Origin of the sequence: Bacillus cabrialesii, assembly GCF_004124315.2 — a bacterium.
GTDB lineage: Bacteria > Bacillota > Bacilli > Bacillales > Bacillaceae > Bacillus > Bacillus cabrialesii.
In genome coordinates this window covers 445,017-465,744 of sequence record NZ_CP096889.1, presented here as the reverse complement: position 1 = coordinate 465,744, position 20,728 = coordinate 445,017, and the positions used below count along the sequence as shown (strand labels likewise).

Genomic DNA, 20,728 nt, shown 5'->3' with positions numbered 1-20,728 from the left:
CACCCGGCCTGTCGGATTTTCCGGCGGGCCTTTCAATTGTCCGGTTAAAATCCATTGACTTCTATTTCGTTTATTTGGTAAAATTTTTTCATTGTTACTCATTGGTTTTCTGTGAACCAATGGGTTTTCTAATGTTCAAGAAAGAAGGAAGCCATGAGATGCTTGATAAAAAAACAGATATCATACTAGCTGCGCGAAAGCTTTTTTCGGAAAAGGACTTTACGTCGGTTTCCATGCAGGCGATCGCGGAAGAATGCAAAATGTCAAAAGCTTCAATATATAAGCTGTTTCAATCTAAAGAAGATCTGCTTTTGGAGCTGCTGTCATTTAACCAGAGGCAAATGGTGGCCGCGGCTTCAAGACTCCAGGAAAATACCGCGCTGACACCGGAGGAGCGATTGACGCAAAAGGTCAAAATGGAGCTGGAAGGCTTCAGGCGGAATCAGCAGTTTTTCAATATGCTGACCTACGGAAACCCCAAGCTGCATAATGACCGGGTCAAACAGCATATCCATCAGACCAGATCGACGATTATCTGCTGGCACCGCGATTCGCTGATCCAGGCGTATGGAGAAGCCATTCTCCCGTTTGTGTGGGATTTGGTCATCATTCTTCACGGCATGATGCGTGAGTTTTTAATGCTGATCAAAATAGAGGAACAACCGCTTGAGCTCAACCCGATTGCAGAGTTTATCATCAGCACCCTCAATCAGATTGTCAAAAACAAAGAAACCCGGCAGTCTCTTCTTCCGCCTGAAGCCATCGAGCTTTATATTCATTCAGCATCCTCCTACGAACCAAAGGATAAATCAGCCCTATTGTCGGAAAGCCTGAAGGAATTACATAAAGGCATTTCTTCTCTGCCCGCCGCGGACTATGACGTAGATGAACTGGCATCCGCAGCCGCCATGCTGGAGGAGGAAGCGAAGAAGGAAGAACCCCGCGCTTTTTTGCTCAAATCACTGATTGGCTATCTGGAACAAACCGGTGTTTTAACACAGCCCGTTTCGATGTTAAAAACACTGTTAATTACTTAGAGAAAAGAAGGGATATGTATTGAACACAAGTATTGAACCAAAACCTTTTAACCGTTCTGTCATTGTCGGCATTTTGTTAGCCGGGGCGTTTGTCGCGATTTTGAATCAGACGCTGTTAATTACCGCACTTCCCCATATCATGAGGGATTTCAATGTAGATGCCAACCAAGCGCAATGGCTGACCACTTCATTTATGTTAACCAACGGGATTTTAATTCCGATTACCGCGTTTTTAATTGAGAAATTCACGAGCCGGGCGCTGCTCATCACAGCAATGAGCATTTTTACTGCCGGAACTATTGTCGGAGCGTTCGCGCCGAACTTCCCTGTTCTGCTGACGGCGCGTATCATTCAAGCGGCCGGAGCCGGCATTATGATGCCGCTCATGCAGACCGTATTCCTGACGATCTTTCCGATTGAAAAACGCGGCCAGGCCATGGGGATGGTCGGATTGGTCATCTCGTTCGCGCCTGCGATCGGACCGACTCTTTCCGGATGGGCGGTCGAAGCTTTCTCTTGGAGATCGTTGTTTTATATCATTCTTCCGTTTGCTGTAATAGATTTAATTCTTGCCAGCATCCTGATGAAGAATGTGACGACTTTAAGAAAAACACAGATTGATATTTTATCAGTGATCCTTTCGACATTTGGATTCGGGGGCCTCCTGTACGGCTTCTCAAGCGTTGGCTCTTACGGCTGGACCAGCTCAACCGTCTTGATTTCACTGCTGGTGGGTGTCATTTCACTGCTCTTGTTTATCACTAGACAAATGAAGCTTGAAAAACCGATGCTCGAATTCCGCGTCTTTACGTTTGGCGTGTTCAGCTTAACAACTCTGCTCGGAACACTTGTCTTTGCATTATTGATCGGTACGGAAACCATCCTGCCGCTTTATACACAAAACGTCAGAAACGTCACAGCTTTTGATACAGGGCTCATGCTTCTTCCGGGAGCCGTTGTCATGGGCTTCATGTCACCGTTTATCGGCAGAATCTTTGACCGTGTCGGCGGGAGAGGGCTGGCGATTGCCGGTTTCTGCATTATCTTCCTGACATCGCTGCCGTTTATGCAGCTGACCGAACATACATCGCTTGCTTGGATTGTTGTGTTGTATACCGTCCGTCTCTTAGGCACCGCCATGATCATGATGCCGGTGACGACAGCCGGCATCAACGCGCTGCCGCGCCACCTGATCCCGCACGGAACAGCGATGAACAACACCATTCGCCAAGTCGGCGGCTCGATCGGAACCGCCCTATTGGTATCCGTGATGAGCAACCAGGCGGCTCACGCAGGCACGACAAATATAAAGCACGCCGCCCTGCACGGCATGAACGCCGCTTTTATCGTGGCAGCCTGCATCGCACTTGTCGGCTTCCTTCTCTCATTCACATTAAAGAAACCTCAGCGCCCTGCCGAACAGCAGCCGGCACGCTGACCATAAAAAAAGAGCCCCGCTTTTAAGCGCAGGCTCTTTTTGGTTTTACTTCTCTAAACCGTCTTTTACTTCTTTAATCATTTGCGCCATAGACTCAAGTCCGCCTCCTGATAAGTACCACGTAGCAGAATCAAGGTAGACGACATGATCATTTTTCACTGCGTTTACGTTTTTCACATAATCGTTTTCCACGACTTGTTTTGTAGATGATGTTTCTCCGATTGCTGTACCGCGGTCAATAACAAACAGGTAATCAGGGTTTGTTTTTGAAATGTACTCGTAAGAAACACTTTGTCCGTGCGTAGACGCTTTGATCTTTTTATCAGCTGGTGTCACACCGAATACGTCATGGATCAGGCCGTATCTTGATTTAGAACCGAACGCGCTGATTTTTCCGTCGTTCGCCATAATGACAAGACCGTTTTTGTTCAGCTTTTCAGCTTTTTTCTTAAGATCTGCAATTGAGTTGTCAATTGTTGCAAGTTCATCTTTCACTTCTTCTTCTTTATCGAAGATTTTACCAATTGTTTCAGCGTCTGATTTAAATGATTCCATGTACTTCGCTGTGTCTACGCCAAGGTAAATCGTCGGCGCGATTTTAGAGAACTCTTTGTAAGACTCAGATTGTCTTCCTGAAATAATGATCAGATCAGGATCTAAATCCGCCACTTTTTCGAAGTCCGGCTCTTTTAAGCTTCCGACATCAGCGTATTTGTCATCTTTGAATTTAGACAGATAGCTTGGAAGGGCTTGTTTCGGAAGGCCCGCTACTTTATCATCAAGACCGAGTTTATCTAACGTATCTAAGCTGCCAAAATCAAATACGACTACTTTTTTAGGATTTTTCGTCACTTTTGTGCCGTTTTTGTCCAGCTGGTGTTTTACTGTGATTTGCTCTTTCTTTGAATCAGAACCTTTGCTGCTTGTGCTTTGGTTTCCGCATGCGGAAATGACGACTGCCGTCACCAAAGCGATGAATAGTAATGCGAACTTTTTCATGCTCTTCACCTCTTCTATATATTAAGAAAAATAAACACCTATTCTTTGATGATCAATCGTCTGAATCGGGATGGTCATATCGTAAACTTCCTCAAGCACAGAGGTTTCAATAATCTCCTCAGGCGGCCCCTCTTTTATGATTCGGCCGTTTTTCAAGGCAACGATATGATCGGAGTAGACGGATGCGAAGTTAATATCATGAATAACGATCACGATCGTTTTTCCGAGCTCCTCCACCAGCCGTTTCAGCAGTTTCATAATTTCAACTGAATGTTTCATATCCAGATTGTTCAGCGGCTCATCCAGAAAAATATAATCTGTATCCTGGGCAATGACCATGGCGATAAATGCCCTTTGGCACTGTCCGCCGCTCAGCTGATCCAGATATTTGTCCTGAATGTCTTCCAGCTTCATATAGCCTAGCGCCTGATTGATATGAACCCAGTCTTCCTCTGTCAGGCGGCCTTGTGAATACGGAAATCTGCCGAAGCTGACGAGGTCTTTGATGGTGAGCCTGATATTGATTTGGTTCGCCTGCTTCAGAATGCTCATTTTCTTGGCAAGCTCTTTGCTGTCGCAAGCCCCAATCTCTTGTCCGTCTATGAAAATCTCGCCGGAATCCTTTTTGATCAGGCGGCTCATAATAGACAGCAGTGTGCTTTTGCCGGCGCCGTTAGGACCGATAAACGAGGTAATTTTGCCTTTTTGAATCGTGACTGACGTCTCTTCAAGGACAACTTTCCCGCCGTATTGTTTGCTTACATTTTTGACCTCTACCATGATTTATTCTCCTTTAACAGCAAGTAGATAAAATAAATCCCGCCGGCAAAATTAATAATGACGCTCAGCGTCGTTGAGAAGGTGAACACTTTCTCAATCACAAACTGCCCTCCGACCAGCGCAATGATGCTGATGAAAACGGAGCCTGCGATTAAGTATGAATGCTTATACGTTTTCAGGAATTCTCTCGCCAGGTTGACGACAAGAAGGCCTAAGAACATAATCGGCCCGACTAGCGCTGTTGAAACAGAAACAAGAATCGCAACCACGATCAGCATCTGCTTCACCACTTTGTCATAGTCAATGCCCAAATTGACGGCGTGCTCGCGTCCGAGCGACAGCACATCGAAAAATTTTGTGAAACGCCAGACATAAACGCCTGTCAGCAGGAAGATGATGAACGCGAGCCATAACAAATCCGTATTGATGTTGTTAAAGCTGGCAAACATCTTATCCTGCACCACTTGGAACTCATTCGGATCAATCAGCATCTGCATAAAGGAAGACAGGCTGCTGAACAGCGTGCCAAACACGATTCCGATGAGCAGAAGGAAAAAGATATTTCTTCCCTCTCCCTTGAACATGATCTGATACAGAACAAGGGAAAACAATATCATCAGCAGTACAGAGATGATAAAGTTGATGTTTTTATTCATGATGACAATATTGGCAGAACCGAACAAAAAGATAATGCCGGTCTGAATCAGCATGTAAAGAGAATCAAGGCCCAAGATGCCCGGCGTGAGGATGCGGTTGTTCGTAATCGTCTGAAAGATCATGGTCGAAAACGCAATCGCTCCCCCTGTCAGCACAATGGCAGCGACCTTTTTGATTCTTCTCGGCAGGGTGTAATCCCAATTGCCTAAGTCATAAAACAGAAACAAGCCGACACACACAATAGCTAAACCAACGAGCAACGCGATTTTTATCTGGTTACGCATATGCTTTTCTCCTTAACAGCATAAACAGGAAAATGCCGCTACCGATGATTCCGACCATCAGGCCAATCGAGATTTCGTAAGGGAAGATAATGATTCTGCCCAATATATCGCAAAACAGCACAAAAACCGCTCCCAACAGCGCAGTGTGCGGCAGGCTATTCTTCAGATTGTCTCCTCTGTAAATCGATACAATATTCGGGATGATTAAACCGAGAAATGGAAGCATACCGACAGTCAAAATGACAAGAGACGTGATCAGGGACACGATAATGAGCCCGATGTTCACAACCCGTTTGTACTTCAGGCCCAGGTTGACAGAAAAGCTTTCTCCCATACCGGCCAATGTGAATTTATCCGCATACACATAGGCAATGATAACGAGCGGAATACTCAGATAAAGAAGCTCATATCTCCCTTTCACAACTAAAGAGAAGTCTCCCTGAAGCCATGATGACACATTCTGGATCAAGTCATATTTATATGCGATAAATGTCGCGATTGAACTGACGATATTCCCGAGCATTAAACCGACAAGCGGAATAAAGATCGTGTCGTTGAACTTGATTCTCTCAAGGATTTTCATAAACAAGAAATTTCCTGCAAGGGCAAAGACAAACGCAACCAGCATTTTCATTAAAGGACTGGCGGATGTAAACAGCAGCAGGGATATTAAAATGCCGAGCCTCGCCCAATCCATCGTGCCCGCCGTCGTCGGTGACACGAATTTGTTTCTGCTGATCTGCTGCATAATCAAACCGCAGATGCTCATGCTTAAGCCCGCGATGACAATGCTGATCAATCGCGGCGAACGGCTGGCAAACAGCGTTGACGCCTCTTGTTTGCTTAAATCGAAGAGATCAAGCGGCGACAGATCTTCCACGCCGATAAATACAGATGTGACTGCTAGTATGATAAGTAGAATAAATAAGTAACGTAGCTTCATGCTGCCTCCTTACATCCTTACAGCAAAAAGAACGCATCTCCTACTCCGCAAGGACTCAAAACAATATGGCCATATAGTAATTGATTATCATTATCATTTACATATTACCATTTTTCTAATGTTAGTCAATATTCTTTCAAAATATTAACCTAGTCATTTATTCAATTTTACTAATAATTCTAACCATTTTCCATCCCAAATCGTTAGGCTATTTACCATATTTATCTTCAGACCGCATGTAGACGGTGAGTTTACCTGACATCATTCCTTGTGGAAAATACAAATGTTCATTCCAGAAAGAAATTACCCCTTGATTTACAGGACTGAAAGAGAGATAATAAGTACTAAATTTGCGTGAAAATTTTAAACATTAGGAGATGTAAACATGAAGGTCGTTAAATTCGGAGGCAGCTCACTCGCATCAGGCGCCCAGCTTGAAAAGGTGTTTCACATCGTAACCTCAGATCCGGCTCGGAAAGCTGTAGTCGTATCAGCTCCGGGAAAACGCTATGCCGAGGATACGAAAGTGACTGATCTCTTAATCGCATGCGCAGAACAATATTTGGCATCAGGCAGCGCCCCTGAACTGGCGGAAGCTGTTGTGGAACGGTATGCCCTCATCGCAAATGAGCTTCAGCTGGAGCAAACCATTATCGGCAAAATCCGCGATGATTTGTTTACGCTTTTAGAAGGAGATAAAAGCAATCCCGAGCAGTATCTTGACGCGGTGAAAGCCAGCGGAGAGGATAACAACGCCAAGCTCATCGCCGCCTATTTCCGCCATAAAGGCGTCAAAGCGGAATATGTGAACCCAAAGGATGCCGGCCTTTTTGTGACAAATGAACCCGGCAACGCTCAAGTTCTTCCTGAATCCTATCAAAACCTCTATCGTCTTCGGGAACGTGACGGTCTCATCATTTTTCCCGGTTTTTTCGGATTCAGCGAGGCAGGCGATGTGATCACATTCTCACGGAGCGGTTCTGATATTACCGGTTCGATTCTTGCCAACGGGCTTCAAGCTGATTTGTACGAAAACTTTACGGACGTGGACGCTGTGTACTCTGTCAATCCGTCCTTCGTTGAAAATCCGAAGGAAATCAGCGAGCTGACATACAGAGAGATGCGGGAGCTGTCCTACGCTGGCTTTTCGGTATTTCATGATGAAGCGCTCATTCCGGCATTCAGAGCGGGGATTCCCGTACAAATCAAAAATACGAATAACCCGTCAGCACAAGGCACCCGTGTCGTCAGCAAGCGGGATAACACAAACGGGCCTGTCGTCGGCATTGCCAGCGATACCGGTTTTTGCAGCATTTATATCAGCAAGTATTTAATGAACAGAGAAATCGGATTTGGCCGCAAAGCCCTTCAAATCTTGGAGGAGCACGGTTTGACGTATGAGCATGTTCCATCGGGAATTGATGACATGACCATCATCTTGCGGGAGGGTCAAATGGACGCCGCCACTGAACGCAGCGTGATCAAACGAATCGAAGAAGATCTGCACGCCGACGAAGTGATTGTCGAGCATCATCTCGCGCTGATTATGGTTGTAGGAGAAGCGATGCGCCACAATGTCGGCACAACGGCGAGAGCGGCCAAAGCATTATCAGAGGCAAAAGTGAATATCGAAATGATCAACCAGGGATCTTCCGAGGTAAGCATGATGTTCGGCGTGAAAGAAGCCGAAGAAAGAAAAGCCGTCCAAGCGTTATACCATGAATTTTTCGCTGGCGTGCTGATCTCTTAATGTACATAAAATAGCGGACGCAAGCGTCCGCTATTTTTTTATATCATTTTTATATAGCCGAATTGTTCATTTTTTTTCTTGTCCACTATTATCCCTGCCATACTGATCGGCCTTGCATATCTTATAGTATCCTTCATAGGGAGGTGAAACCTTATGTCAGGATACTCTAACGGTGGCGGTTACGGCATCAGTTCTTTCGCTTTAATCGTTGTATTGTTTATTCTTTTGATTATCGTAGGGACTGCGTTTGTTGGCGGCTACTAAGCTGCTGATCATCTCTGCGGGGCGCCGTAAGACAATTTCGTTGTCTTGCGGCGTTTTTAGTTGTTTTCATTATTTTTCAAAGTATACCTGAAAACCCTGTCCTCCGCGGTTTTGCAGCATAAGATAAAGCAGTCTCATAAGGAGGTGGCACAAGATGTCAGGTTACGGAACTTCTTTCGCTTTGATTGTTGTGTTATTTATCCTCTTGATTATTGTGGGAACTGCATTTGTAGGAGGCTACTAAATAAAAGTAATCTCCATGAAGGAGGCGCCGTAAGAGCGTGTCTTGCGGCGTTTTTTAAAAAGAAAAACCCCTTCTCTAACATGAGAAGGGGCCGGTTCTTACGTCATTCCTCTTTCAGTTACATGAAAGTCGAGTGCTTCGGCATTAGCGGAAACGCCTGTCGCTGTGAAAATCGCGGCTGCGGCCAAACAAATAACAAACAACTTAGATTTCAATTTCATACAAACCTTCACTCCTTTGTATTTGTTTTCTTGCCTCTTCAACTTTTAGAAAGTAGGAAGCAGACAGTTTGAACCATTTTTGTTCATAGTAATATTTTGCTACTTCTAGGGCTAAATCCTCTATATCAGCGTACATATTTTTATTTTTTAAGTATTGGAAACATCGTTCGATTCCTTCTTCATTGGGCTGATCCTGATATAGGGATTGCAAAAACTCGAATTTTACCGCGTAGTCTGCATCGTCTGTTTCTTTAGCATATTCATAGCCCCGCTTGTGATATTCCGAAGCTTTATCATGTTTTCCCCTTTTATAATAAATCAAGGTAATTAAGAAGTATGCTTGCGGAAGTGAATTGACGATCCTGCTGCTTTCAAACGTGGAGACCGCTTTTTCAAAGTAATCAATGGCAAGGTCAAGAAGGTCTTGATTGTAATAGCATAACCCCAGATTGTAATACGCTCTTCCGACCAGCTGGGCTTTTTGTTCCCCTTCGGCCATATCGAGCGCCAATTTAAAATGGCGGGCGGCTTGTTCGAAATTCCTTTCATCCATTAGATTGACCCCGAACACAAAATGGCACTGAATGATTCTCACATTATAGGTTTCCTGCTCCACATAAATTTCATAGGCGTTTTTTATATTAATCAATGAAAAATACGTTTGCTTCATATAATAATAAGCTTCCGCGATCTTAAAATAGAATTCAGCCCGTTCAATATGGTCTGCGACAAAGGAAAGCTTTTTCTCCGCTTGTTTATAATATGTAATGGCAGAAATAAATTCCCGCTTATCAAACTCATACATTCCGCGGAAAAAATTCACATAATAGTCGAGCAGCCCTTTGAGATCCGCCTGATTGCTGTCGATGTTTCTAGATAATTCAGACAGGCTCGGCTGGTCCTCGATATTTAACTTCTCTAACGGCTCTAGATAATCAAGCATAAGCTGGTGGCGGAATTCCATTAGTGAATAATAAAGCAGCAAGTTGGAATCGTGCTGCATGTGTTTCAGTTCCTGCTGGATTTCAGCTTTTAACACTTCGGCATCCGGCACGCTGAATGTGCGGATATATTTGTACCACTCGTTAATTTTTTGACCGACCGCTGAAGAAGGAATTACCCCGCTCTTCATTCCTTCACCCTCTCCCATCAAAAACTGTTTATGTCATATTTTATCATGTTTGCAGACCGTCCCAACCCGAAAAACACGCAATCTTTGTTTCGGGAGCACGCAATAAGCCGAAGCGGTGTGCAAAAAAGGCGGCTGCAAATGACGATGCCGCCGCCCTGTGTGTTATTGCTGCTTTGCCGTTAAAGGAAGGCGGATGATGAACTTCGTGCCTTTTCCTTCTTCACTCTTGATTTCTACTGTGCCCTGATGCATTTCAACGAGCTGCTTGACGATGGAGAGACCAAGTCCGTATTCCCCGTATGCCGTGTTCGTTCTTGAAATATCAGCCTTGTAGAACCGCTCCCAAATATGCTCAATATCCTCTTTTGAAATGCCGATTCCCGTATCCTCGATTTCGATAATCGTCTCTTTATATCCTTCTAATCCGCGCAGCCAAATGTTGCCGTTTTGCGTAAATTGGATGCTGTTTTTCGTAATGTTGACGAGAATTTGAATTAACCGGTCATAATCGGCATGGACGATAATGTGATCCTCTACCTGAATCGTCAGCTTGTTTTGCTTTTCTTCCGCCTGCTGTTCCAAGTGCTCTTTCACAATTTCGAAAACCTCGATCAGCGGAACATCGAGCTTGTTCAAGGTAATTTGCTGGGATCTGATTTTTTCATAATCCAGATTTTCTTTTACGAGCCGCAGCATTCGCTTCGTTTCCTCACTGATGAGCGAGAAGCATTTTTCCTTCTTATCCTCAGGAATCGTATGGCTGTTCAGCCCTTCAACCAAACCGTTGATCGTGGTCAGCGGCGTCCTTAACTCGTGTGATACGTCAGCGATAAACTGCCTTCTCCGCTTCTCAAGGCGGTCGATTTCATCTCTTGATTGTTTTAATTTTTTCGCCATGATCGTAAAGTCAGACGCCAGCACGCCGATTTCGTCTCCGTAGCTGCTTTCCAGATGGATGTCATAATCGCCGGAAGCCACTTTATCCGTCGCTTCTCTCAGCTTTTCGATCCGTTTCACATGGAATTTGGACAAAAGCCAGCTGACGAGAACGGTAATCACAAGCGTGCTGATTACAGCGTAAAACATATAAAGATTGACCTGGTTGACCATCTGTTCCACCCCGCTGATTGGAGAAATCAGCAGAACGGCCCCTTTAAATTCGTTCTGGACAAATATAGGCTGCGCCACAAGGGACACTTCATCATCAAAACGGCCATCGGCTCTGATCATGACAGTCTGCCCTTTTTTCAGCTTATTCCATTCTGATTTCTTCAGCTTTTCCCTAGGCGGAAAGCCTTCAGGCATGAAATAAGGGCGCTGCTTTTCATCAAAGAGCATGAACTGTGTCTTTCTCGTGCTCAGCAAATCCTGGTAAGGATATAATCTGTGCATATCAACGCGACCGTTTTGGAATTCATCTGCGATCTGCACCGCATATGACGTCAGTTCCTCTACTTTATTTTGATAGGCAAAATCTTTCACAAAGTGAGAAAATAGCGAAATGACAATGACAAACGCTAAAATCAAAATGCTGATATGGCTCAGCAGCAGCTGGTATAAATATTTAATCTTCATCAAATTTATACCCTACTCCCCACACGGTATATAGGAAAGGCTGCTCCTCGCTGGCAAGCTTTTTCCGCAGCCGTTTAATGTGAACGTCGACGGTGCGCTCATCTCCGTAGAACTGATAGCCCCATACCTGCTCAAGCAACTGTTCTCTGGAGAACACCTGCCGCGGATTTTGGACGAGGTAATAAAGCAGATCGAATTCCTTCGGTGTGAGGTTTTCTACAGGCTCTCCGTTTAAAAATACTTCTCTCGTTTTCTTATTAATTGTAAAGCATTCCGATTCAATCATATCTTCATCAATAACCGCCTTGCCTGTCGCCTGATATCTTCTGTTGACGGCTTTGATGCGGGCAACCAATGTCAGCGGGCTGAACGGCTTCGTGACATAATCGTCCGCCCCCATCTCAAAACCAATGACCTGATCAGATTCCGTGTCTTTGGCGGTCAGCATGATAATCGGCACTGTGCTTGTCTCTCTTATTTTTCTGCAGATGGTCACGCCGTCCATGGATGGCAGCATAATGTCCAAAATGATCAGATCCCAGTTTTCTTCCGTAAAACGCTGGTATCCCTCTAACCCGTCATGAACGAATTCCGCTTCAAACCCTTCCTTAAAAAAGAACATCTCCGTCATCGTACATACACTAACATTATCTTCTATCATTAATATTTTCATTGTTTCCTCCGGTTGTGCTGATGCTTTTCTATATAATAGCACCATTTTATACAGAAGGTTTTGTGTTTCACAATTGTTAGTTTTTATTTCATCAACTAGAAATAGATTGTTCATATTTTTTTCATACCTTTGGACTACTATTAATTTATCAACAAGCGGGCCCGCCCCACAGGCGGCCTTATCAATAAAAAAACCTATACGGAGGAACATAAATGAACTTTATCAAACGGGCCTTTTGGAATATGAAGGCTAAAAAGGGAAAAACGTTATTGCAATTATTTGTGTTTACAGTCATATGTGTCTTTGTTCTGTCAGGCCTCACCATCCAGTCGGCAGCACAAAAATCAAGCGAACTGGCCAGACAGGAGCTTGGCGGTAGCGTGACGCTTCAGGTTGACCGCCAAAAGCAAATGGAAAAACAGCAGGGCAGCGGAGAAAAACGCAGCTTCGAATCGACACCGATCAAAGTATCTGATGCGAATAAACTTGCAGCACTCGATCATGTGAAGAGCTACAACTACATCACATCAGCTTCAGCCAACGCAGGAAACTTTGATGCGATTGAAAGCTCAAGCTCCAGTTCAAGTGATTCCAGTTCGAGCAGTTCAAGCTCAAATGCTAAAAACAGCCAAGGCGGCGGACAAGGCGGACCGCAAATGGTTCAAGCCGATCTTTCGATTGAAGGTGTCATCAGCACAGCGTTAGTCGATGATTTCTCTGATGGAGATTCAAAAATCACAGACGGACGCGCGATTACAAAATCAGATGTCGGCAAAAAAGTAACAGTGATCAACGAAACATTAGCGGAAGAAAATGATTTAAGCGTTGGCGATTCGATCACGATTGAATCAGCAACTGATGAAGATACAACAGTAAAACTGAAAATTGTCGGTATCTATAAAACAACGTCTTCAGGCGATGACCAAGCCCAGAATTTCTCTTTCTTAAATCCTTACAACAAGCTTTACACACCGTACACAGCAACAGCGGCGCTGAAAGGCGACGACTATAAAAATACGATTGACTCAGCTGTTTATGATATGGACGATGCGGAAAACATGGATGCTTTTGTAAAAGCAGCGAAGAAAACATCCATTGACTTCGATACGTACACACTGAATACAAACGATCAGTTGTACCAGCAAATGGTCGGCCCGATTGAAAATGTGGCTTCCTTCTCTAAAAACGTCGTGTATCTTGTATCAGTGGCGGGCGCTGTCATTCTCGGCCTGATTGTCATGATGTCAATCAGAGAGCGCAAATATGAGATGGGCGTGTTAATGGCCATCGGTGAGAAACGCTGGAAATTAATCGGACAGTTCTTAACGGAGATTCTGATTGTGGCAGTTATCGCAATCGGCCTTGCATCGGTGACGGGAAATCTAGTCGCGAACCAGCTCGGAAATCAGCTTTTATCCCAGCAGATCAGTTCATCAACTGATTCAACGCAAACCGCAAGCGGACAAAGCGGACAAATGCATGGCGGTGGCGGCATGGGCGGCGGAATGTTCGGCCACAGTTCATCAAACGTGGACGTTATCGATTCACTGAACGTCGCGGTGTCTATGAACGACATGCTTGTTCTTGGCGGAATCGGCATCTTAATCGCCATCATCGCAACATTGCTGCCGTCGATTTCAGTACTGCGGCTCCATCCGAAAACGATATTGACAAAACAGGAATAGAAAGAGGCGAAACCTATGAGCTTATTAGAATTTCAACAAGTCGGCTACTGGTATAAAGACAAAAGCCAGCCGTTGTTTCAGGATATCAACATCAGCTTTCAAAAAGGAAAATTCTATACAATCGTCGGCACATCAGGGACAGGGAAAACCACTTTCCTGTCTCTGGCAGGCGGACTTGACGCACCAAAAGAAGGAACCATCCTTTACGATGGAAAAGCGGTTTCCAAAATCGGCTTAACAAATTTCAGAAATCAATATGTATCCATTGTCTTTCAGGCGTACAACCTGCTTCCATATATGACGGCTCTGCAAAATGTCACAACCGCAATGGACATCACAGGTTCTAAAGAAAAGAACAAAGAAGCTTATGCGCTGGAGATGCTGGAAAAGGTCGGCATCAATGAAAAACAAGCCCGGCAAAAAGTGCTGACACTCAGCGGCGGACAGCAGCAGCGGGTATCGATTACAAGGGCTTTCTGCTGTGACACGGATCTCATCGTAGCCGATGAGCCGACCGGAAACCTTGATGAGGATACATCAAAAGAAATCGTGCGGCTCTTTCAAGATCTGGCGCACAAGGAAAATAAATGCGTCATCATGGTAACGCACGATGAGCAAATTGCCAAAGTATCGGACATCAACATCCGACTTTCAAGAGGAAGCTTTACTGTGAAGGAAAACGTCGCAGTCGTATAACAAAAACGCGCCTCTGCCAGTGCAGACAGGGGCGCAACCTATATCCCCCTTTTATATAGAAGTGAACATAAAAAGAGCGGCGGCTGCATCCCCCCGCTCTTTTTATTGTTTTTTTGCTTCCGATCCATTTGATTTCTCTCTTCGCTTCTTTTTCCAAACAGCCAAAATAAACAGAAAGAGCGGAAACAAAATCTGAAAGGGCAAATGTATATACAGCGGCACTACTTTTAAGCCTTCGTTCAAATGCTCCGAAAAGTTCGTCGCGATCGTAATCGAAAGGATTAAGATGCCCAATCCCATCGGGTAAGCCAATTGAGAGGGGTTCTTTTCCTTAAAGAGCGTGGACGTGCCCACCACTACCGCGTACAAGTAAAGGCTGACTTTGAAAAAACCGCCGATAATCAGCGCCAGCATAAAAAACACATCGAGCCGATCTAAAAATTCTTCAACCTTGATCGTCTGGATCGTACTTAAAAGCGGAAACTGAGACCTAAGTGTAAGATCAACATCAAGCACGCTGATATTAATCGCCACGGTGAGCGCTACAAGCAATCCGCTAATAGCCATGGCGATCATCCCCGTTTTTTTCACATTTTTTCTGTCATTCAAATTAGGGAAAATCATCACAAATAACACAACTTCACCAAACGGAACGTACATCGTCTGCGTGAATACGGAGTGAATGACAGGATAAATGCCGTCTGCTAAAACCGGTTTTAAATGATGCGGGTCCATAGAACCCGAGACAATAATCAGCACGAGGCCGATCGCACCCAATAAATACATGGCTCCGAACAAAAGCTCGGCCGATCGGGCGAGCACTTCAATTCCTTTTCTGACGGCATAAACGCTCACTACCATCAGCATCGCATTGACGATAATGATAGGTGTATCATGGTATGCAAACGTCAGCAGCATTTCTCCAAAGTCACGGAGCACCCGCGCGGCAATATAGGCAAAGTACAAGATATACAGAAATGAAAACATCCAGCTCAGCTTGGTTCCGAGCATATCATCCATATATTCTTTCGGGGAAGATTCCGGGTAGCATTGATAAATGCCTTGGTACAAATAGAAAAGAAACAAACCGGCCGCACAGCCCAACAGAACCGCTATCCAAGCATCTCTGCCCGCCATCGTTCCCGGTGTAATCAATAAGGAGCTGCCCAGCTCAAAAATGATAATCATGACAAACAGCTGCCTTATGCTGATTTTGGCTTTTTCCATCTGCCATTTCCCCTTTCTCCAGACCTATTTATCTTCAAGCTGATGTTTGAGCGGATCGTTTCGCAATCCCGTTCTTCTGATATACGTCTCCGCTTTCACATCGACAGGCAGATCGGGCAAATACTCTTTGTCCCAGGTGTCCTTCATTTTTTCCCATTGCTTTGGATACTTTCTATAAATCGTGTCACCAAAACCAATAAAATCAATTTTGTTTTTCTTGACCTTTTTCACAGTATCGCTGATTTCATTTTCCAGCTCTTTGTTGAGGGCTTTTTCAAGAGCGGCCAGCACCTTTGGATTAGACAATTGGAAAGGGTATTTGACAGCGTCTATTATGCCTTCAACCGTCACGTGTATGTGCATGCGCGGCCGTCCGTTCCGCATCTCAGGCACCAGCTTTGTAGTTTGATGGGTGACCTGCAAGCTGACGGCATCCTTCGTCTTGTCCCAGTCAGCATTAATAAACGTATGCTGAACCTTATTCATCAGCCAAACAGCCCCCACGCTTTCATCATCTTCAATCCAATACTTTAAATGCCCTGACTTATTAAAAATCGCCAAACCGTCTGCCTGAAGAATCGCTTTCGGGTCAGTCGCCTGCGTGTTTTCCATGCTGATTCCTTTTTTATCATCACCAATCATCATATATCCCGGAATCACCGGCGCCCTTGTGGAGGCGGCCAGCGTTTTCGTGACGTCCTGAATATTGGTTTTGACCACCCGTCCGTATTGTGCCTCAGTGAAGTCGAGTGTTTTATTGACTTTATTTGATGGAATTTTATCAATCGGCGTCAGGATTTTGACGATATTTTCCGCTTTTGTTTTATGGGCAACGACAAGTGTCGCCGTTGTCCTGAATTCTGTGTCCCGGTCAAGATTATCTAACACAACATACAAGCCTTCTTCTTTCGCCAGCTTTTCGCTGATCACGACCAGATTAGTATGGGCAAAGTAAAGCCGCCGGGATACCTTCATGGAAGCTTTTCTTAGTGCTTCCGTCATGTTGTCTCCTTCAATTGAATAGACAGATACAGGCGGCCTGTCTCCGGCACCGCCTCCCTGAAGCCCTCCGGCGACATTTCCGGGATTGATAATTTGAAGATGCAGCACGTAGTTGCCTTCGTTTGTCCGATCGATGCCGATCGCCGAGATAATCGCAAGATCCGTCAGCTCCCGCTTATCCCAACAACCGGGCAGCACAATGACGCTCAAAAGCATAAGAACGGCTAATAGACATTTACGTACCATTCTGATCTCCTTCTTTCAAGTCTTTGTTCACCATTCCGCGTGAACCGTCGGGCTCCGGCCGCTGATCTTGCCCCTGCCGCACCTTATCTTCCTTACTGACAGATTCCGGCCTTTTTTCATCAGCCCACCACGGAACCCTGAACAGCGTATCCTTTACCCCTTGAGAAGAAAAAGGCGCAAGCGGCGACATGTAAGGAACGCCGAAAGAGCGCAGGCTGCATAAATGCACAAACATCATAATAATGCCTAAAATCAGCCCGTAAAATCCCATAACAGAGGAGGCAATGATAAAGATAAACCGAATAAGGCGGGCTGAAATCGCCATGGCAAATGCGGGTGTCGCGAAGCTCGCAATCGCGGTGAGCGCAACGATGATGACCATGGCCGGAGAGACGATGCCGGCCTGTACGGCAGCCTGCCCGATCACGAGCGCCCCCACGATCGATACCGCAGAGCCGACAACACGCGGCAGCCTGACGCCGGCTTCCCTCAGAATCTCAAAAGCAACCTCCATCGTAAGGGCTTCGACAACAGCCGGAAAGGGAACAATTTCCCGCTGGGCCGCAATGACGACTAACAGCTGCGTCGGGATCATTTCTTGGTGAAACGTTGTGGCTGCCACGTAAACGGCCGGAGCCACAAGTGAAATAAAAAAGACTAAAACCCGCAGAACCCGTATGCTTGTCGCAATGTCAAAACGCGAATAGTAATCTTCAACAGACTGAAAGAATTGAACAAATAAGGCAGGGGCAATCAGAACAAACGGCGTTCCGTCCACAACAATCGCAAATCTTCCTTCTAACAGATTTCCCGCTACAACATCAGGGCGTTCTGTATGATACATGGTCGGAAACGTTGTAAAGGTTTCATCTTCAATCAGCTGCTCGATATATCCAGACTCCAAAATACTGTCAATATCTATTTTTTTCAGCCGCGAGCGCACTTCCTTCAGCACCTTTTCATCACAAATGCCATGAATGTACATGAGTGCGACATCCGTATGGGTTACAGATCCAAGTTTCATTTTCTCTACCCATACATTTGGATTTTTAATGTATCGCCGGATCATGGATATATTGGTTTGCAGAGATTCTGTAAACCCTTGGCGCGGACCGCGGAATGACATTTGGGTGCTCGGCTCTTGAATGGAACGCTGCTCTCCCCCTTGTGTGCTGCAAATCAGGGCCTCTTCAAAACCGTCTGCGAAAACCAGCGCATTGCCGAGCATTAATTCAGAAAAAAGCTTGTCCCAGCTCTTCTCCGCTTTTACACCGCCCAGCGGGAGCGTTTTTTCAAGAATCTGCTGGATCACATGAGAATTCTGGATAGATTCATCCTGAACCAAAGGCTCGATTAAGGATTCATGGATTGTGTTATTATCGACCAGCCCCGCAATATAAATAATGGCCAGATGGACACGGTCCTGCTCCCCGATTTTAATCTCACGAACGATGACGTCCGAGCTGCTTCCGACTTCCTTCTTCGTTTCCGCTATATTTTCTGCCAATCTGGGAGAAACGAGAACCGGCCTTTCTTTTTCTTGCTGCTGAGCCTGATTCTTTTCTTCTGTTTTCTGTTTATCTTTCGAATCGTTCTTGTCCTTTTGCTTAGAAAATAAAGGCATACACAAAATACCTTTCCTTGTCGTTTTCTCATATTCTTCCTTTTGGGGTTGAGATTATGCATGCTGATGGCAGCTGTATAACTTCTCTGATATAGACAGACACTAAAAGCGGAGGGTGATGAAGCATGAAGATATTAGGCGTGACAGGGATCATATTGATTTGTTTATTAACCATTTCTGTTTTTATGGACATACTTCAAGGTTTCAATTTGACAAAAGCCGTTTATAACAATATGTCCAGCTTTAAGATGACGACGTTCGCGGAATGGGTCGTGCTTTTATTTTTTGGTTTGGTTCTTGTGAGAGAAATGTACGTGATCTATCAATCGAAAAAAAAGAACCCCTAGAGCGGGGCGCTTTTTTAAGCCAATATATTTCCGTCTGCTGTATCGCTGCTATGTTTGTTGATGGTTCCTTTGAAGATGCGGTTGCCGATGATTTTGGAATTGGTTGAGGTGTTTGTTTGAATGGCTGTCGCCGTGCTTGCGGAGAGGTTATTAATGGTGTTTCCAGAGATGATAGAGCCTGCGGAAGCGTTGACATAAATCACAATTGGATTCCCGGCTGTTCTGTTGACTGAAATGGTGTTATCAAAAATCTCATGCACACCGGCGCTGATATAGATGGTGACCAAAAGCGGAGATCTTTCAATGTGGTTGCTGATAATAGAGGTTTTCGCACTTGTGGCGCAGTAAATCGGGTAATTCTTAAACTCTTTAAAGGTATTGTTTTTGATGACGGCGCCTGCATTATTCGTGACGGAAACGGTATACGATTCCAAGGCTCCTTCGAATGCATCGGGAATCATTGTATTTCCTTCAACCACCGCGTTTCCTTGAGCGATCCAAATTCCCCGGCTGAATTTTCTCATTACATTATCCTTAATGATCATATCGCCTCCGGAAATGTTCACACCATCTATGACTTCAATGAGGCAGTTATTCAAAAATGCGGTATCATCCGACAGCACTGCGCGAAGGCCGGTACTGCGTCTTGTCTCAGACAATCCGTTTTGAATCTGGTTGCCGTCTACCTTTACGTCGGAAGACTGATAAACCAATATCCCTGTGTTTTCAAAGTTGCTGATTTTGTTGTTCGTGACAAGAACGCTCTTGCCCCTGACATCAATTCCGGTTGAAAACCCGGTAATAAGATTGCCTGCAATCACCGCATCACTGTTCTCTTTTCCTTGTGACACACCGAGTCCGGTAATCCCGACTCTAGGCGCAGCAGCCGCGTCTTCCGCCCGTCTGAGAATATTCCCCTTGATCACCGTTTGTGTTCCATACCCATAGCTGATCGTATTGTCTGAATGGTTTCCCTCTATTAAAATGCCATACCCATTAAAATTGGTCACAGAACTTGAAACGTTTCCAACAAAATGGTTATTGCGAATGGATACATTGATCGGTTCTTCATAGTCAACATCACCTTCGCCATATCCTTCTATGTCAATTCCGAATTTAGGCGCTGTTCCATTCCCCGTTCCGGCATCTTCAATCACGCATTCCTCCACCGTGACCATGTCACATCCGGTAATGGAAATGTTATTTCTCCTCGACCGCCGAACCTCGCAGCGGCGGATGGTAATATGCTCTGACGTACGGTAATCACTCGCAGTCTTTAATCCTCTTGGACTGACAATCATCCCGTCGCCGGTAAAATCAGAAATTTTGACATCATCAATGACAACATTCGAGCACCCTTCAATACATATGCCGAAGCCCCATTCATGGGTTGACCTTATCCCCGCGGACGCATACGTATGCTCATCGCGTTCACCGATAATTTGTCCCCCGGAAATGGTTATATTCTCTTGCTTGCCTACATAAAATGCGGAATAACCCCACGAGCTGTTCGGGATGACTTTGATGATACACTCAGGGTCCATCAAAATCTCAAGGTTGCCGGGAACAATGATCCCCGCGTTTCGAAACTTCTGATTGGGGTCTCCTCCAAGCGTTCCGTCTATTAAATATGTTCCCTTTGGAAACCAGACAGTATGATATCCTTTCGAGACAGCCGTACTGAGGCATTGATTAATCAATTCTGTTGAATCCGTTTTACCATCTCCTAAGATGCCGAAATCCGCCGCATTTAATATGAATTCAGCCAATCGCAAGCCTCCTTCTCTATGATTACTATCATGATACTCACAAAGGCCCGACTTGCTTGTACATTTCTCTAAAATTTTATTAAAAAAATATAAAGGAATAGTTTTGTAAGAAAACCTTACAAAAAAGAGCTTATT

The 20,728-nt window shown here is 45.0% G+C and carries 20 protein-coding genes; 8 read left to right on the top strand and 12 right to left on the bottom strand.

From position 1 onward, the window contains the following. The first annotated feature begins 158 nt into the window (after positions 1-158). A complete protein-coding gene (locus EFK13_RS02370; protein ID WP_129506698.1) occupies positions 159-1,037 on the top strand; it encodes a TetR/AcrR family transcriptional regulator in 879 nt (292 codons plus the stop codon). Between the two features lie 19 nt (positions 1,038-1,056). Beyond that, positions 1,057-2,475, top strand: a complete 1,419-nt coding sequence (locus tag EFK13_RS02365; RefSeq protein WP_075750111.1) for an MDR family MFS transporter — start codon at positions 1,057-1,059, stop codon at positions 2,473-2,475. 45 nt (positions 2,476-2,520) lie between these two features. On the opposite strand, the gene EFK13_RS02360 is transcribed toward EFK13_RS02365, so the two are convergent. From EFK13_RS02360 to yclN, 4 genes are read right to left on the bottom strand one after another with little or no spacing between them, the layout of a single operon-like run. Further along, complete coding sequence (locus EFK13_RS02360) at positions 2,521-3,474, bottom strand: siderophore ABC transporter substrate-binding protein (protein ID WP_129506699.1); 954 nt, start codon at positions 3,472-3,474, stop codon at positions 2,521-2,523. A gap of 21 nt (positions 3,475-3,495) precedes the next feature. After that, positions 3,496-4,254 carry a petrobactin ABC transporter ATP-binding protein YclP gene (gene yclP, locus EFK13_RS02355; RefSeq protein WP_129506700.1) on the bottom strand — a complete coding sequence of 253 codons (759 nt, stop codon included), beginning with the start codon at positions 4,252-4,254 and terminating at the stop codon, positions 3,496-3,498. Next, the gene (gene yclO, locus EFK13_RS02350; RefSeq protein WP_129506701.1) at positions 4,248-5,195 is read right to left on the bottom strand and encodes a petrobactin ABC transporter permease YclO; all 948 of its coding nucleotides are present in this window, start codon (positions 5,193-5,195) and stop codon (positions 4,248-4,250) included. The genes yclP and yclO overlap by 7 nt, the downstream gene beginning before the upstream one ends. Continuing rightward, the gene (gene yclN / locus EFK13_RS02345; RefSeq protein ID WP_129506702.1) at positions 5,188-6,138 is read right to left on the bottom strand and encodes a petrobactin ABC transporter permease YclN; all 951 of its coding nucleotides are present in this window, start codon (positions 6,136-6,138) and stop codon (positions 5,188-5,190) included. The genes yclO and yclN overlap by 8 nt, the downstream gene beginning before the upstream one ends. A 385-nt stretch (positions 6,139-6,523) precedes the next feature. Here yclN and EFK13_RS02340 point away from each other — a divergent pair, with 385 nt between their 5' ends. The 3 genes from EFK13_RS02340 to EFK13_RS02330 all read left to right on the top strand — a co-directional run bounded on the left by EFK13_RS02340 (position 6,524) and on the right by EFK13_RS02330 (position 8,396). Next, entirely contained in the window at positions 6,524-7,888 is a 1,365-nt protein-coding gene (locus tag EFK13_RS02340; RefSeq protein ID WP_129506703.1) for an aspartate kinase, read from the top strand. A 153-nt stretch (positions 7,889-8,041) separates the two neighbouring features. Then, the gene (locus tag EFK13_RS02335) at positions 8,042-8,152 is read left to right on the top strand and encodes a YjcZ family sporulation protein (RefSeq protein WP_129506704.1); all 111 of its coding nucleotides are present in this window, start codon (positions 8,042-8,044) and stop codon (positions 8,150-8,152) included. Positions 8,153-8,306: 154 nt separating this feature from the next. Beyond that, on the top strand, positions 8,307-8,396 hold the full coding sequence (locus EFK13_RS02330) for a YjcZ family sporulation protein (protein WP_015482794.1): 90 nt from the start codon (positions 8,307-8,309) through the stop codon (positions 8,394-8,396). Between the two features lie 98 nt (positions 8,397-8,494). On the opposite strand, the gene phrC is transcribed toward EFK13_RS02330, so the two are convergent. The 4 genes from phrC to yclJ form a co-directional block, all read right to left on the bottom strand. After that, positions 8,495-8,617 (bottom strand): phosphatase RapC inhibitor PhrC, encoded by a 123-nt coding sequence (phrC, locus tag EFK13_RS02325; RefSeq protein WP_129506705.1) that lies wholly within the window; start codon positions 8,615-8,617, stop codon positions 8,495-8,497. Further along, on the bottom strand, positions 8,601-9,749 hold the full coding sequence (gene rapC / locus EFK13_RS02320) for a response regulator aspartate phosphatase RapC (RefSeq protein ID WP_064814577.1): 1,149 nt from the start codon (positions 9,747-9,749) through the stop codon (positions 8,601-8,603). Before rapC ends, phrC begins: the two co-directional genes overlap by 17 nt. Positions 9,750-9,911: 162 nt before the next feature. Continuing rightward, positions 9,912-11,327, bottom strand: a complete 1,416-nt coding sequence (gene yclK, locus EFK13_RS02315; RefSeq protein WP_129506706.1) for a two-component system sensor histidine kinase YclK — start codon at positions 11,325-11,327, stop codon at positions 9,912-9,914. Continuing rightward, the gene (gene yclJ / locus EFK13_RS02310; protein ID WP_129506707.1) at positions 11,314-11,997 is read right to left on the bottom strand and encodes a two-component system response regulator YclJ; all 684 of its coding nucleotides are present in this window, start codon (positions 11,995-11,997) and stop codon (positions 11,314-11,316) included. Before yclJ ends, yclK begins: the two co-directional genes overlap by 14 nt. A 212-nt stretch (positions 11,998-12,209) precedes the next feature. Here yclJ and EFK13_RS02305 point away from each other — a divergent pair, with 212 nt between their 5' ends. Together EFK13_RS02305 and EFK13_RS02300 are read left to right on the top strand one after the other, a co-directional pair. Next, the gene (locus EFK13_RS02305) at positions 12,210-13,682 is read left to right on the top strand and encodes an ABC transporter permease (protein WP_129506708.1); all 1,473 of its coding nucleotides are present in this window, start codon (positions 12,210-12,212) and stop codon (positions 13,680-13,682) included. A gap of 15 nt (positions 13,683-13,697) precedes the next feature. Further along, on the top strand, positions 13,698-14,378 hold the full coding sequence (locus tag EFK13_RS02300) for an ABC transporter ATP-binding protein (protein WP_075750126.1): 681 nt from the start codon (positions 13,698-13,700) through the stop codon (positions 14,376-14,378). A 102-nt stretch (positions 14,379-14,480) separates the two neighbouring features. Here EFK13_RS02300 and gerKB read toward each other — a convergent pair whose 3' ends face one another. From gerKB to gerKA, 3 genes are read right to left on the bottom strand one after another with little or no spacing between them, the layout of a single operon-like run. Further along, on the bottom strand, positions 14,481-15,605 hold the full coding sequence (gerKB, locus tag EFK13_RS02295; protein WP_129506709.1) for an endospore germination permease GerKB: 1,125 nt from the start codon (positions 15,603-15,605) through the stop codon (positions 14,481-14,483). 24 nt (positions 15,606-15,629) lie between these two features. After that, positions 15,630-16,853: a Ger(x)C family spore germination protein gene (locus tag EFK13_RS02290; RefSeq protein WP_129506710.1), complete on the bottom strand. Its 1,224-nt coding sequence runs from the start codon at positions 16,851-16,853 to the stop codon at positions 15,630-15,632. Further along, a complete protein-coding gene (gene gerKA, locus EFK13_RS02285) occupies positions 16,843-18,477 on the bottom strand; it encodes a spore germination protein GerKA (protein ID WP_129506711.1) in 1,635 nt (544 codons plus the stop codon). Before gerKA ends, EFK13_RS02290 begins: the two co-directional genes overlap by 11 nt. A 125-nt stretch (positions 18,478-18,602) precedes the next feature. Between gerKA and EFK13_RS02280 the strand changes: the two genes are divergently transcribed. Beyond that, positions 18,603-18,824, top strand: coding sequence for a YczF family membrane protein (locus EFK13_RS02280; RefSeq protein WP_129506712.1), 222 nt, complete (start codon positions 18,603-18,605; stop codon positions 18,822-18,824). Between the two features lie 14 nt (positions 18,825-18,838). Here the strand turns inward: EFK13_RS02280 and EFK13_RS02275 are convergent, their stop codons facing one another. Beyond that, a complete protein-coding gene (locus tag EFK13_RS02275) occupies positions 18,839-20,593 on the bottom strand; it encodes a right-handed parallel beta-helix repeat-containing protein (RefSeq protein ID WP_129506713.1) in 1,755 nt (584 codons plus the stop codon). Positions 20,594-20,728: the final 135 nt, after the last annotated feature.